The 14,190-nt window shown below is 59.1% G+C and carries 13 protein-coding genes; 5 read left to right on the forward strand and 8 right to left on the reverse strand.

Going from position 1 to position 14,190, the window contains the following annotated elements; translation table 11 throughout:
* Window positions 1-81 precede the first annotated feature (81 nt).
* The 4 genes from V8G57_RS16630 to V8G57_RS16645 all read right to left on the reverse strand — a co-directional run bounded on the left by V8G57_RS16630 (window position 82) and on the right by V8G57_RS16645 (window position 3,205).
* Window positions 82-1,068, reverse strand: a complete 987-nt coding sequence (locus tag V8G57_RS16630) for a beta-ketoacyl-ACP synthase III (RefSeq protein WP_092392899.1) — start codon at window positions 1,066-1,068, stop codon at window positions 82-84.
* Window positions 1,065-2,168, reverse strand: coding sequence for a phosphate acyltransferase PlsX (gene plsX / locus V8G57_RS16635; protein WP_342830303.1), 1,104 nt, complete (start codon window positions 2,166-2,168; stop codon window positions 1,065-1,067). The genes V8G57_RS16630 and plsX overlap by 4 nt, the downstream gene beginning before the upstream one ends.
* A 161-nt stretch (window positions 2,169-2,329) precedes the next feature.
* Complete coding sequence (gene rpmF / locus V8G57_RS16640) at window positions 2,330-2,512, reverse strand: 50S ribosomal protein L32 (RefSeq protein ID WP_014006864.1); 183 nt, start codon at window positions 2,510-2,512, stop codon at window positions 2,330-2,332.
* A 192-nt stretch (window positions 2,513-2,704) separates the two neighbouring features.
* Window positions 2,705-3,205 carry a YceD family protein gene (locus tag V8G57_RS16645; protein ID WP_342830305.1) on the reverse strand — a complete coding sequence of 167 codons (501 nt, stop codon included), beginning with the start codon at window positions 3,203-3,205 and terminating at the stop codon, window positions 2,705-2,707.
* A gap of 137 nt (window positions 3,206-3,342) precedes the next feature.
* On the opposite strand from V8G57_RS16645, the gene V8G57_RS16650 reads away from it, so the two are divergent.
* Window positions 3,343-3,978, forward strand: coding sequence for a Maf-like protein (locus tag V8G57_RS16650; RefSeq protein ID WP_092392892.1), 636 nt, complete (start codon window positions 3,343-3,345; stop codon window positions 3,976-3,978).
* Window positions 3,979-3,996: 18 nt separating this feature from the next.
* Window positions 3,997-4,752 carry an SAM-dependent methyltransferase gene (locus V8G57_RS16655; protein WP_342830307.1) on the forward strand — a complete coding sequence of 252 codons (756 nt, stop codon included), beginning with the start codon at window positions 3,997-3,999 and terminating at the stop codon, window positions 4,750-4,752.
* A 373-nt stretch (window positions 4,753-5,125) separates the two neighbouring features.
* On the opposite strand, the gene V8G57_RS16660 is transcribed toward V8G57_RS16655, so the two are convergent.
* The 4 genes from V8G57_RS16660 to rluC all read right to left on the reverse strand — a co-directional run bounded on the left by V8G57_RS16660 (window position 5,126) and on the right by rluC (window position 8,417).
* A complete protein-coding gene (locus tag V8G57_RS16660; RefSeq protein ID WP_342830309.1) occupies window positions 5,126-6,109 on the reverse strand; it encodes a S49 family peptidase in 984 nt (327 codons plus the stop codon).
* 51 nt (window positions 6,110-6,160) lie between these two features.
* Complete coding sequence (locus tag V8G57_RS16665; protein ID WP_342830310.1) at window positions 6,161-6,532, reverse strand: Rieske (2Fe-2S) protein; 372 nt, start codon at window positions 6,530-6,532, stop codon at window positions 6,161-6,163.
* Between the two features lie 25 nt (window positions 6,533-6,557).
* The gene (locus V8G57_RS16670; RefSeq protein WP_092392884.1) at window positions 6,558-7,217 is read right to left on the reverse strand and encodes an HAD-IIIA family hydrolase; all 660 of its coding nucleotides are present in this window, start codon (window positions 7,215-7,217) and stop codon (window positions 6,558-6,560) included.
* A 96-nt stretch (window positions 7,218-7,313) separates the two neighbouring features.
* Window positions 7,314-8,417, reverse strand: a complete 1,104-nt coding sequence (gene rluC / locus V8G57_RS16675) for a 23S rRNA pseudouridine(955/2504/2580) synthase RluC (protein WP_342830311.1) — start codon at window positions 8,415-8,417, stop codon at window positions 7,314-7,316.
* A gap of 713 nt (window positions 8,418-9,130) precedes the next feature.
* On the opposite strand from rluC, the gene V8G57_RS16680 reads away from it, so the two are divergent.
* The 3 genes from V8G57_RS16680 (at window position 9,131) to mobA (ending at window position 14,182) form a co-directional block, all read left to right on the forward strand.
* Window positions 9,131-12,220: an Rne/Rng family ribonuclease gene (locus tag V8G57_RS16680; protein ID WP_342830312.1), complete on the forward strand. Its 3,090-nt coding sequence runs from the start codon at window positions 9,131-9,133 to the stop codon at window positions 12,218-12,220.
* Window positions 12,221-12,448: 228 nt separating this feature from the next.
* Window positions 12,449-13,561 carry a GTP 3',8-cyclase MoaA gene (moaA, locus tag V8G57_RS16685; RefSeq protein WP_342830313.1) on the forward strand — a complete coding sequence of 371 codons (1,113 nt, stop codon included), beginning with the start codon at window positions 12,449-12,451 and terminating at the stop codon, window positions 13,559-13,561.
* Window positions 13,562-13,573: 12 nt separating this feature from the next.
* Window positions 13,574-14,182: a molybdenum cofactor guanylyltransferase MobA gene (mobA, locus tag V8G57_RS16690; RefSeq protein WP_092392878.1), complete on the forward strand. Its 609-nt coding sequence runs from the start codon at window positions 13,574-13,576 to the stop codon at window positions 14,180-14,182.
* Window positions 14,183-14,190: the final 8 nt, after the last annotated feature.

Genomic DNA, 14,190 nt, shown 5'->3' on the forward strand with positions numbered 1-14,190 from the left:
TAATTGGGTATCAAATTTATCAAACACACGCTGGCATATAGCAGCGCTCTGGCGGCAACCTGCCGCCCGGACTCGAAGCGCTTACATCCGCGCCAGGATGGCGCCCCAGGTAAAGCCGCCGCCGACACCTTCCATCATGACATTATGGCCAGGCTTGACGCGGCCGTCGCGCACGGCCTGGTCCAAGGCCAGCGGAATCGATGCCGCCGAAGTATTGCCATGCTGGTCCACCGTCACCACCATGCGATCGTTGTCCAGGCCCAGCTTGCGGGCGGTGCTTTGCATGATGCGGATATTGGCCTGGTGGGGAATCAGCCAATCGATCTCGGAAGCCGACATGCCGGCTATCTGCAAGGTCTCGTTGGCGACTTTTTCCAGCACCGAGACCGCCAGCTTGAATACCGCCTGGCCGTCCATGTACAAGAAAGCGCTGCCCTCGACCGCGCCGGAGCTTACCTTGCCCGGAACGCACAGGATATCTTTATGGCGGCCATCGGCGTGCAGCTTGGTGGCGAGGATGCCCGGCTCGGCGGAGGCGGTCATGACCACCGCGCCGGCGCCGTCGCCAAACAGCACGCAAGTGGTGCGGTCTTCAAAATTCAGGATCCGGGAAAAAACCTCGGTGCCGATCACCAGCACGTTCTTGTGCGCACCGGACTTGATGAAGCTGTCCGCGATCGACACTGCATACACAAACCCGCTGCACACCGCCTGCACATCAAACGCTGCGCCGCCATTGGCGATGCCGAGTTTTTGCTGCACTACGCAGGCTGTGCTGGGGAAGCCGCCGAAATGATCCGGGGTCGAAGTGGCGACGATCACCAGGTCGATATCGTCAGGCTGCATGCGCGCCATGTCCAGCGCCTGCCTGGCCGCGGCTACCGCGAGATCGCTGGATTGCACATCGGCTTCAGCGTAATGGCGCGCGGCAATGCCGCTGCGGGAAAAAATCCATTCATGCGATGTCTCTATGCCCTTTTCGGCAAGCTGCGCAGTGAGTTCTTGATTGCTTACCCGCTTCGGCGGCAAATAGCTGCCGGTACCGACAATTTTGCTATATGTAGTCATGCTGTCTTTTGTTGGGTTGATTCAGTATTAACGATTTCGCCGGACGCGCCGTCCGCAGCTGCGGCAGCGTTGTCGGCTTGCGGCATCAGCTCCGCAATCGTGGTCGCAATACGAGACAATACATCATATTTGGCTGCATCGAATGCACGCTGTATGGCCCACTCGTAGCCATAGGCGTCAGCGCCGCCATGGCTCTTGAAAACCAGCCCGCGCAAGCCCAGCAGGCTGGCGCCGTTATAGCGCGAAGGATTCAGGCGGCGCGAGATGGCCTTGATGGCGCCGCGGGCGATCACCGCGCCCAGCATGTTCAAGATGCCGCTCTTGAATTCGGTCGTCAATACGGTCTTGACGAAACGGCCCAGGCCTTCGGAAGCCTTGAGCGTGACATTGCCGACAAAACCGTCGCAGACGACGATATCCGTAGTGCCTTCGAAGATATCGTTGCCTTCGACATTGCCATAGAAATTCAGGATACCTTTTTCGTGATCGGCGCGCAGCAGCTCCGCCGTCTGCTTGACCACTTCATTGCCCTTGATCGCTTCTTCGCCGACGTTCAGCAAACCGATCGTCGGCCGCGGCTTGCCTTCCATGGCCGACACCAGGGCCGACCCCATCAAGGCGAACTGGTGCAGGTGCAAGGGTTCGCAATCGACGTTGGCGCCCAGGTCGAGCATGTAGGTCGGACCGTCTTTCTGGTTGGGGAGAATGGTGCAGATCGCCGGGCGGTCAACGCCGTGCAAGGTCTTCAGCAGATAGCGGGAAACGGCCATCAGGGCGCCGGTATTGCCCGCCGATACGCATGCCTGCACCTGCTGGTCTTTGACCAGGCGCAGGGCGACACGCATTGAGGAATCTTTTTTGCGGCGTAATGCAGTTTCGATGGAATCGTCCATCGTCACCACTTCGGATGCATGGTGCACCGATAAGCGCGGATGGGAGCTTGCCTTGTGCTTTTTCAGCTGCGCCCGGATTTCCTCTTCGAGGCCAACCAGCACCAATTCGGCCTCAGGCTCGCGATTGGCAAATGCAACAGCAGCAGGAACGGTAACCGACGGGCCGTGATCGCCACCCATGCAGTCGATAGAAATTTTGATTGTCATTGTTTTGATTCAGTGCCTACTCTAAGCCGTATTATGAGGCAGATTGGGCGCGATTCAAAATGACGCGATAGAGGGCGTGTTGACCTATTCTGCATACAAAAACGGCGCACTGAGAAACTCATCGCGCCGCCTTCAACCTACATCGCAAGAACAAGTAGATATTACTCGTCGTTCTTGGTCTTCAACACTTTACGGCCACGGTAAAAGCCGTTAGGGCTGATGTGGTGGCGCAGATGTGTTTCACCAGTCGTTGGCTCGATAGCCAGCGGAGGTGCAACCAGAAAATCGTGGGCACGGTGCATGCCGCGCTTGGATGGGGTCTTCTTATTTTGTTGAACTGCCATGATAACTCCTGCTTTCTTAAGATCTTAAAGTTTAACATATCCAACCCTCAGAACAGGGAAAGGCTGGATATTCCTGCCGCGTTTGTGCGCGGATTTTACTACCTATTGCCACACCTTAGTCACACGGAATCACATTCATGTGAAAATCAGCGCGACAAATTTACCGCAATTCTTTGTATCTTTACTGCCGTCTTACTGCTGCTTCAGATTCTTCAGCATCGCAAAGGGCGATTCTTTCTTGGCGCTTTTCAAGCCTTCAAGCGCAGACTGGTCCGGGCAAACCGGATGTTTCGGCGACAAGGGCAAGGCCAGCAGAGCCTCATCTTCAACCAGCTCAATGATATTCAGTGTTTTAGTGCCGACGATGACGTCAATCTCGTCATTATCAAGCAGCGCATCGATCGCGTCGGCGCTTTCTTCGTCTTTTGCCAACACCAGCACGGATTCCGAATCGATATCGAAATCGAACGGCGTCAGGCAGCGCTGGCACATGATCTTGGCCGAACCGCTGACCGTCAGCGTCAGTTGCGGATGCCCCAACTGATCGGCGCCGCCGACCAGGACCCAATGCAGGGTTCCGGAGCGATCCGCAGTCTCAGCAGAGAGGCGATCCAGGCCAGCCACCGGCGTGTCGCCTTCACGGCGCTCTTTATGGCGGGCATACTCAAAGGCGTCGATGACAAAAGCACTCATAATAAAGCCTAAACCCAGCCGAACCCGGAAAACCTGCGATAATAACAGCCTTTTCCCTTATCCGTCAAAGTGTTAGCGCGTTTTCCGCACTTTGCCCGTCATTTGCCGGTTCCGCAATCGCTCAAACAACAAAAACCATGGCTTCCTTACAACAAACCATCTATTCCGCAAGCGCCCTGCCGCGCCTGATCCTCGGTTCGAGCTCAAAATATCGCAAGGAATTGCTTTCCCGGCTGCAAATCCCGTTTGAAGTGATCGTACCGGACATCGACGAAACACCCCGCCCCGGCGAGAGCCCGCAAGCCACAGCCTTGCGCCTGGCCCTGGAAAAAGCACGCTCGGTGGCGCTGGCGGCGCCAAATGCGCTGGTAATCGGTTCCGACCAGGTGGCGACGCTGGATGGCGAGCAGATAGGCAAACCCGGCAATCACGAAAATGCCTTGGCACAATTGCAGAAAATGCGCGGCCGCCGTGTCATTTTCCACACGGCGCTGTGCCTGTGGGACAGCAGGCAGAGCCAGGCCGAACACGCAGCCCAGATCGAAAACATCCAGACCTTCGTTACTTTCCGCGACCTGCCCGATGCAGAGCTGGATGCCTACTTGCGCATCGAACAACCCTACGATTGCGCCGGCAGCGCAAAAAATGAAGGACTGGGCATCGCCATCCTGGAAAAAATCGAAAGCACCGATCCGACCGCCCTGACCGGTTTGCCATTAATCGCGCTGACCGGTATGCTGCGCCGCGCCGCCTTCCCATTTTTCGCAACATAGTTCATCACATAGACCGACATGCCAGGCACCCTGTATTTAATCCCCAACACATTAGGCCAAAGCGAAGCCGTAACACCGGCTGCGGCGCTGGCATCCGTCATCCCGCAGGAAGTACAGGCGCTCACCGCCAGGCTGGATTACTTCATTGCAGAAAATGCAAAGACCACGCGCGCATTCCTGAAGCTGATAGATGCGGTCCAGCCGCTGGCCAAGCCGCTGCAGGAAATCCAGATCGCCGAGCTGAACGTCAATACCGCCAGCGCCGCATTGCCGGCCTTGCTGGCGCCGATCCTTGCCGGCCAGGACGCCGGCCTGATCTCCGAAGCCGGCGTGCCGGCAGTCGCCGATCCCGGCGCCAACCTGGTGCGGCTTGCCCATGCGCACGGCATTCAAGTGCGGCCGCTGGTAGGCCCGTCGTCATTGCTGCTGGCTGTCATGAGCAGCGGCTTGAACGGCCAGAGCTTCGCATTCAACGGCTACCTGCCGACCGACGCCGAGCAGCGCGGCAAACGCATCAAGGCGCTGGAATTGCGCTCGCGCCAGGAACAGCAAACGCAATTGTTCATAGAAACGCCGTATCGCAACAGCGCCTTCCTGGAAGCGTTAGCCAGCGCCTGCCAACCCGGCACGCTGATTTGCGTAGCCACCGACCTGACGCTGCCTTCAGAAACCATCAAGACCCAGACTGCCGCGAAATGGAAAGCTGCCTTGGCTGCGGGCAAACATCCCGACTTCCATAAAAAGCCAACTGTGTTCTTATTCCTCGCGCAATAATTTCGTCGCGCATAACGCAAAACGGCGACGGTATTGCGCCGTCGCCGTACTTGCCTGTCTCGAAAGACATTTATGTTGAGAAGTCGAAAACTTCTCGGTGTCGCATCCGTGATGCGATGGTTTATCCGGTAGTAACTGCACTACTCCAAAACAAGGGGTTGTATTGCGATGGAATGACTTTTTGCTACCGGAACAATCTGTATGGTAATGGATTGTGGTATTCCTATAATGGCCCCCTCCGTTCGCTATCGTCGAGTACCTTTAATATACGACAGGATCGCGAAGATACAAGGCGAATTAAGGTATTACCATATGCCGGTTTCTACTTTGACATTGCCGCAAGACCCGCTTGCCAGCAGGCCTTGCATGAAACTCAACGCAAGCTTGGCTTGACGTTATTCATCAGCGATTGCACCACGCCCGCTCCCATCGCCACGCCGAATTTTTTCAGCACGCGCTCAGGCAAACCTTCGCTCTTGGTGTAATCGACAATATCCTCCTGCTTCAAGACATCGCGCGCTACGCTGTCCACCGTTCCATAACCATCGGCCAGGCCCATCTCGACCGCCTTGGAGCCGCTCCAGAACAGGCCTGAAAAAGTTTCCGGCGTTTCTTTCAGGCGCGCGCCGCGGCCTTTGCGCACCACGTCGATGAACTGCTGGTGGATTTCCGCCAGCATGGTTTGCGCATAGCCTTTCTGGGTCGCGCTCATCGGGCTGAACGGATCGAGGAAGCCTTTGTTCTCGCCCGCAGTCAGCAAGCGCCGTTCAACGCCGACCTTTTCCATCAGGCCGGTGAAACCGAAGCCGTCCATCAGCACGCCGATGGAGCCGACGATGCTGGCCTTGTTGACATAAATTTTATCGGCTGCGGCGGCAATGTAATAACCGCCCGAAGCACACATTTCGTCAACCACCACATACAGCGGCTTGTTCGGATATTCCTTGCGCAGGCGCGTGATTTCATCGTTGATGATGCCGGCTTGCACCGGGCTGCCGCCCGGGCTGTTGATGCGCAAGATCACGCCGACCGAATCGTCGGCGGCGAAAGCGTTGTCAAGCGCCGGCACCACCACGCCGGCCGAGCCGTTGCCTTCCGATTCGATCGCGCCGTTGATCTTGACCAGCGCGGTATGCGCGCCGACGGTCTGGGTATCAGAACCTTCGTAATTCATGCCGAGCCAAACCGCGGAGATGATCAGGCCGATCACGGCCAGCTTGAAAAAGATCCCCCAGCGGCGGCGCGCGCGCTGTTCACGCAACGACGCGAACGCCAGCTTCTCCAGCACATCACGCTCCCAACCTTCTTTTTTTTCCGGCATGGCAGTTCCCACATTGTCAAATTCGTTAGTGCTCATGGTGTTCACTCACTTCGTTTATCCGAAATCGTTATTGAACAGGCCGGCCTGTCAGGCAATCACAGGCCGCACATATTTATCAGGGATCCAGAACACCTGATCATTGCTTTCTTCAACCAGAATCTTGTGCAAACGTCCGCCGCGGCACGGGCCGCCGGCGCAGTTGCCGGTTTCCGGTTCATACACCGCGCCATGCGTGGCGCACATCAGGTACAAACCGCTGGATTCAAAAAATTCACCCTCGTTCCAGTCCAGTTCCAGCGAAATGTGCGCGCACCGGTTCAGGTAGGCATGGACGATATTATGGTGGCGTATGGCGAACGCAACCGCATCGTCGCCCCAGGCGGTAACCGCAAAGCGCACGCCCTTGCCGCGCTCGGCCAGCGCAGAAGAAGCACACAAGGGGATACGGATAACATTCACGGCATGTGTCTCGTCGGGTTCAGGGTCAGGCGTTGTCTTTAAGCCAGGCGTGCAGCTGCACCGTCGAGGTCGCGTTGAACAAAGGCTTCAGTACATCCAGTTCATGCGCCGGATGCGCGCCATACTGGACCGCAATTCCCGCAGCGCCGGCATTGATCGCCATCTGCAGGTCATGGGTGGTGTCGCCGATCATCACCGTGCGCTTCAAATCCTGGCCCAGTTCCCGCGTCAGTTCCTGCAGCATGGCCGGATGCGGTTTGGAGAAGGTCTCGTCGGCGCAGCGGGTAGCGTCAAATGCCGACAGCAGCTTGGTCTCGTGCAAGGCACGGTTCAGCCCGACCCGGCTCTTGCCGGTGGCGATCGCCAGGAAATATCCCTGCTGCGACAGGTCCGCCAGCATTTCGCGCACGCCGTCGAACAAGGTCAAGTCCTGGTCTTGCGCCAGGTAGTGATAACGATAGCGTTCCACTACCCGCGGATACTGGCTTGGCTCGAGGCCCGGCATCGCTACCTGCATGGCTTCCGCCAGGCCCAGCCCGATCACGTGTGCGGCGGCCTTGTTGTCTGGAACCGCCAGGCCCAGGTCCCTGGCTGCAGCCTGGATGCATTTCACGATGATGGCGGTACTGTCCATCAAGGTGCCATCCCAATCAAATACTATTAAATCAAATTTCTTTCGCGCCATATTGCCTGGCAACCTTGCCAGCTCCTGTTATTAGGTTTGGCCTGCCGATCGGAAAAAAAATCGGCAAACCGATAAAAATACTAACTGATTGATATTCTAATCGTCCTCTGCTGCCGGCATCGCGGCAGGAATATCTTTCGGCAGGCTTTTCAGGAATTTTTCGCATTCCGGCGGCAGCGGCGCCTTGAGGGTGACCGACTTGCCCGTTTCCGGATGGGCGAAGGTAATCTGATAGGCGTGCAAGAACATCCGTTTCAGCGCGACACGCTGGCCGTCGGCCTTTTGCAAAGTCCGGTTCAACGCAAAATCGCCGTATTTGTCGTCGCCGGCGATGGCGAAGCCGCTGGACGACAGGTGGACCCGGATCTGATGGGTGCGGCCGGTCTTCAGCTCCGCCTCCAGCAACGCATAATCTCCGTAGCGCCGGATCAGGTTGAAAATCGTGTGCGATGCCTGGCCGTCGGCCTGCACCCGCACCCGGCGCTCGCCGTCGGCCGCCGTGTACTTGTGCAACGGCAGCTTGACATGCTGCCGCTCGTTTTGCCAGTCGCCGTGCACCAGCACCAGGTAGCGCTTGTCGGTATCGCCGTCGCGCATCTGTTCGTGCAGGTTGGTCAAGGCAGAACGTTTCTTTGCCAGCAACAAGATACCGGATGTATCACGATCCAGCCGATGCACCAGCTCCAGGAACTTGGCTTGCGGCCGGGCGGCACGCAGTTGTTCGATGACACCGTAGCTGACGCCGGAGCCGCCGTGCACGGCAACCCCTGCCGGCTTGTCGATCACCAGCAGATGATTGTCTTCCAGCAATATCTTGAATTCCGCTCCCGGCGCCACTGCCTGCGCTTGCTTTTCAGCAATCCGGATCGGCGGCACCCGGATCACGTCCCCTTCGACCAGGCGGTAGGTCTGGTCGATGCGGCCCTTGTTGACCCTGACCTCGCCGGAACGCAGCACGCGGTAAATGTGGCTCTTGGGCACTCCTTTGCAAATACGCAATAAAAAATTGTCGATGCGCTGACCTGCGTCATCTTCCGCAATAGTCAGCAGCTGCACGGCAAGCGGCGGCGGCGCAGGCGACGGCTGCACCTCTTGCTCCACGGCTACATTGCGGTCGGCCTTATGCTTGGGCGCGGCTTGTGCCCGCGCCTTGGGACGAGTCTCAGCTCGTCCTCCAGAAAATCTCGCTAAGTCCTTCATTTTGAATATATAATTGTTCCGCAATTGTTAGAAAACAGTTGCTGGTGTAAGAATAAAAAGACCATTCTACACAGGGGCGTCCCCATCAGCCTCGCCAATTTGCAAATTTGATGGGAAATGTGTACGCATCACCCCTGCGCGAGTCAAGGTCGCACCGTTGTTGTCATCGGATAACGCGCACGGATGCTGAACAAGAATGTCTGGATGATTAGGATAAAGTCCGGCGAGCCCGATGCGATCCAAACGATCGCGACGAGCTCGCCGGTTGATGTAGTGTTTTAAATTTGTCGCATACTTACTGAAACCAATGCTCTATTTGGCTCTATCAAGCTGCTCACCGCCAAGCGTCGTGCTCGCGTTCCGCGAACCGCAAGATGCTGTACCGGCCGCGCTGGTAGTTTTTCAGTAAGAGGCACCTGAAAACCGTCGCGAGCGGTTCGATGTCTGGCAGAGAAGCGCAGCTGTACGAAAGCACAGCGAGCATCGCAGGCCAGAGATCGAGACGCGCAGCAGGTTTGCAGATGCCTCTGCCGGCAGCACTATATCCGCGCCTGTGCACTGCGCTCATATAGCGCATACACACCAAGGCAATTCTCTCCCCCCTGACACTCCGTTCTCGCGTACATCCTTGTACTTTTTGTCGCTGACAGAAATGCTGAAGAACAGCAATCTTTAAGCGCCATTGCATTGACCCAAGGGTCACGGAGCGAAAAATGAAACGCATGTTGTTTAATGCCACGCAGCAAGAAGAACTGCGCGTGGCTATTGTTGACGGGCAAAAGCTCATCGACATCGATATCGAAACCACCGGACGCGAACAACGCAAGTCCAACATCTACAAAGGTGTGATTACCCGTATCGAGCCGTCGCTGGAAGCCTGTTTCGTCAACTACGGTGAAGAGCGTCATGGCTTTTTGCCGTTCAAGGAAGTTGCCCGCACTTACTTCAAGGAAGGTGTAGACGTCCGCACCGCATCGATCAAGGATGCCCTGCGCGAAGGCCAGGAAATCATGGTGCAGGTCGAAAAGGAAGAGCGCGGCAATAAAGGCGCCGCCCTGACCTCCTTCGTGTCACTGGCTGGCCGTTACCTGGTCCTGATGCCGAACAACCCGCGCGGCGGCGGCGTATCGCGCCGGGTCGAAGGTGAAGATCGCCAGGAACTGCGCGAAACCATGGACCAGCTGGACCTGCCAAGCGGCATGTCGGTGATTGCCCGCACAGCCGGCATCGGCCGCAATGTTGACGAATTGCAATGGGACTTGAATTACCTGATGCAACTCTGGCGCGCCATCGAAGGCGCCGGCCAGACCGGCAAGGGCGCCTTCCTGATTTACCAGGAATCGTCGCTGGTGATCCGCGCGATCCGCGATTATTTCCAGCCGGACATCGGCGAAATCCTGATCGACACCGACGAAATCCACGACCAGGCCCAGCAGTTCATGGCCCACGTCATGCCCGACATGGTGCACCGCGTTAAACGCTATCGCGACGACGTGCCGCTGTTCTCCCGCTTCCAGATCGAACACCAGATCGAAACCGCGTACTCGCGCACCGTGCCGCTGCCATCCGGCGGCGCCATCGTGATCGACCATACCGAAGCCCTGGTGTCGGTCGACGTCAACTCTGCCCGCGCCACCCGCGGCGGCGACATCGAAACCACCGCATTCAACACCAATTGCGAAGCAGCGGAAGAAGTTGCGCGCCAATTGCGCCTGCGCGACCTCGGCGGTTTGATCGTGATCGACTTCATCGACATGGAGAACTCCAAGAACCAGCGCGAAGTCGAAACCCGCCTGAAAGACGCCTTGCGCTACGACCGCGCCCGCGTCCAGATGGGCAAGATCTCGCGCTTCGGCCTGATGGAACTGTCGCGCCAGCGCCTGCGTCCGTCGCTGTCGGAAGGCAGCCATGTGACTTGCCCGCGCTGCAACGGCACCGGCCATATCCGCGATACCGAATCGTCCGCCCTGCAAGTCCTGCGCATCATCCAGGAAGAGGCGATGAAAGAAAACTCGGCCGCGATCCACGTCCAGGCGCCGGTCGACGTCGCGGCTTTCCTGCTGAACGAAAAGCGCGGCGAGATCCTGAAGATCGAAACCCGTCACCGGGTCGGCATCATCCTGATTCCGAACAAGCACCTGGAAACCCCGCATTACAAGCTGGAACGCCTGAAGCACGACGATCCGCGCCTGGAAGAAACCCAGGCCAGCTATGCCATGGCGGAGCAGGCAGATACCGACATCGGCTACAGCAAGACCCAGAAAGAAGAAGGCAAACCGCGCCAGGAAGCCGTGGTCAAGGGCATTACGCCAGACCAGCCGGCGCCTATCGTCGAGCGCAAGCCGGTCGAAGCACGTCCGACGGCAGTTGCCGCGGCTGCCAGCCCGGCGGAAACAGGTTTCCTCGGCAAGATCTTCGGCTTCTTCTTCAGCAAGCCGGCAGCGCCGGTAGCAACTCCTGCCGCTACTGCAGAAGCCAAGGGCCCGCAACAACGCGGCGACCGCGCCGGCGATCGCAACAACCGCGGCCAGCGCGGCCGTAACCGTGGCGGCCGCAACCGCGACGGCAGCGCGCAGGAAACACGCGACGACAACGCCAAGAAGCCGCTGGTGGAAGCGCTGGAAGCCAAAACCCAGCAGGCACGTCCGCCACGCCCTCCGCGCGAACCTAAAGAGCAAAGAGAACCGCGCGAAGCCAGCGAAAGCAAAGCGGAAACGCGCAACGAAGGCCGGCGTGAACGCAGCGAACGCCCACCGCGTGCGCCACGTGAAGAACGCAAGGAAAACCTGAGCGAAATCAAGGTTGATGAAACCTTACTCAAGGGTGGCGTAGTCGCCGCTGCCGGCGTTGCCGTCAGCAGCATTACCGAAACCACGGAACCGGCGCAAACCGATAGCGGACGCGTTGAAGCCAAGGCCGGTGAAGACGAAGAACCACGTCGTCGCCGCCGCCGCGGTGGCCGTAACCGCAATCGTCGCGACCGCGACGGCGCTGAAGGCACGACCGAAGGCAGCAGCGACGACATCGAAGCAGGCGAAACCACGGCATCATCTGACGTGGCCGAAACCGGCAACGATGCAGTTGCTCCTGCAGCGGCGATTGTTCCGGTGCAAGCCGAAGCAGCCGCTCCGGCCAGCGACAGCGTACCGATGATGGCGTCCTCGGTTCCGATGACGCAATCGACGGCGCAAGAGACGGAAGCCCCGGCAGTTGAGGCGGCGCCGGCGCCGACCGTACTGTCGAACGCAATCGCAGCGCCGCTGGTGCCACAGCAAATCGCCCGGCAAGAGGAAACCGTCGCTGAAGCCGCGCCGGTGGCAGAACCGGCACCGGACCCTGTAGTTGCCGCGCCAGTCGTCGCAGCACCGGTGGTTGCGCTTACCGAACCGGAGCCAGTCGCCGTTCCAGTAGCAATCGTGCCGGAGCCTGCGGTACCTGAAGTCGCTCCGGCAATCGTCGCCAGCCAGCCGGCAGCAGAACCGTTGATCGAAACCCCTGCACCGCTGGCTCCAGCTGCACCGGTGGCTGCTCCTGCGGTTGCTGAAACGGCAGCGCCGGCAGCAGAAGCGCCGGCGGTTATCAAGACAGCCGTTTCGAGCGGATCGCCTAAGGTGGAAGACTTGCAGAGCGTACTGGCTGCAGCCGGCCTGACCCTGGCAGCGACCGATCCAAACAAGCTGCGTGCAGCACAGGAAGCCACGGCAAACATCGTCGCGGCGCCACGCGTGCCGCGCGAACGCAAGCCGTTGCCGGCGCAATCCAGCGAACCGCTGGTGCAGGTCGAAACCCAGCGCCCGCAGTAAGCTGCTCCGCCACCAGGCGGCAAGCTGGACAGTAAGACAACAAAGGGAGTCCCAGACTCCCTTTGTCGCGTCTGGCGCAGGCGATATGTTTGAAATTGCGAGAATTGCCGGGCCTGCCGCTGTTTGGCAAGCGCTGAAGCTAAAAAACGACGTCCATGGTATCTTGTAGAAGTTGCCACCCCATATATAGATGCAAGCCATTGCACATTTTTCCAGACACACGACACCATGACTAGAAAAGTCATCCCGCTGATCGATAGCCGCAGTTTCTTGCCGCCTTCCCTTCCCTCCATCCTTGAAACGCCGACCGGCCTGATCGCGGATGAGCTGGGGCGGCCGCTGCATGACTTGCGCATCTCGGTCACCGACCGCTGCAATTTCCGCTGTGTCTACTGCATGCCGCGCGCGGTGTTCGACAAGGACTACGCATTCCTGCCGCACACCGCCTTGCTGTCGTTTGAAGAAATCACCCACCTGGCAAGCCTGTTCGTGGCCCACGGCGTGCACAAGATCCGCCTGACCGGCGGCGAGCCCTTGCTGCGCAAGCACATCGAAAAACTGATCGGCATGCTGAGCGCCCTGAAGACGCCGGATGGCACGCCGCTCGACCTGACCCTGACCACCAACGGCTCGCTGCTGGCGAAAAAAGCCCAGGCGCTGAAAGACGCCGGCCTGAACCGCGTCACCGTATCGCTCGATGCGCTCGATGAAAACATCTTCCAGCGCATGAACGACGCCGATTTCCCGGTAGCCGACGTATTGCACGGCCTGGACGTGGCGCACCAGGTCGGGCTGGGCCCGATCAAGGTCAACATGGTGGTCAAGCGCGGCGTCAACGACCAGGAAATCCTGCCGATGGCGCGCCACTTCAAGAACACGCCTTACATCCTGCGCTTCATCGAATACATGGATGTGGGCGCCTCCAACGGCTGGAAGATGGATGAAGTAGTGCCGTCGGCCGAAGTCGCCCGGCTGATCCAGGGCGAACTGCCGATGCAGCCGCTGGCGGCCAACTATGTCGGCGAAACCGCGCAGCGCTGGCGCTACGACGACGGCATCGGCGAAGTCGGCCTGATTTCCAGCGTCACCCAGGCGTTCTGCCACGACTGTTCGCGCGCCCGCCTGTCGACCGAAGGCAAGCTGTATACCTGCCTGTTCGCCAGCGCCGGCCACGACCTGCGCGCCTTGCTCCGCAGCGAATGCAGCGATAGTGAAATCTCCAGCGTGATCGGCCAGCTGTGGCGCGCCCGCGATGACCGCTATTCCGAATTGCGCACGCAACGCACCGAGGGCTTGGCGCCGGCCCCAAAGAAAGTGGAAATGTCATACATAGGCGGCTGACCCGGCCCCGCCATGGAAACCTGTCCTCCGCCCTCTGCACCCGACATCACCGGCCTGATACTGGCAGGCGGCCGCGGCGCCCGCATGGGCGGCGTCGACAAGGGCCTGGCCCTGCTCGACGGCAAACCGATGGTGGCGTATGTCATCGCGCGCCTGGCGCCCCAGGTCGGCAGCCTGATCATCAACGCCAACCGCAACCAGGACAGCTACGCGGCGTTCGGCGCGCCGGTCTGGCCCGACGAGCAGTCCGACTTTGCAGGCCCGCTAGCGGGCCTGCAGGCTGGCCTGCGCCACTGCGGCACGCCCTACCTGGCGACCGCTCCCTGCGACTCGCCCTACTTGCCGCATGACCTGGTGCAACGCCTGGCGCAAACCCTGGCCGCCGCCGACGCCGACCTGGCGGTAGCCTGCACACGGGACGCCGGTGACCAGGCTATCTGGCCGCAGCCGGTATTCATGCTGCTGAAAACCGGTTTATTGACCGACCTCAATGACTACCTGCAGGGTGGCGGACGTAAGATGGAAACATGGTACCGCCGCCTCAGCTATTGCGAAACGCTGTTTACCGACGCCGACGCTTTCCGTAACATCAATACCCGAGAACAGTTACTACAGCGATAATGCAAACG

Origin of the sequence: Collimonas rhizosphaerae (assembly GCF_038896935.1) — a bacterium.
GTDB classification, from domain to species: Bacteria; Pseudomonadota; Gammaproteobacteria; order Burkholderiales; family Burkholderiaceae_D; genus Collimonas; species Collimonas rhizosphaerae.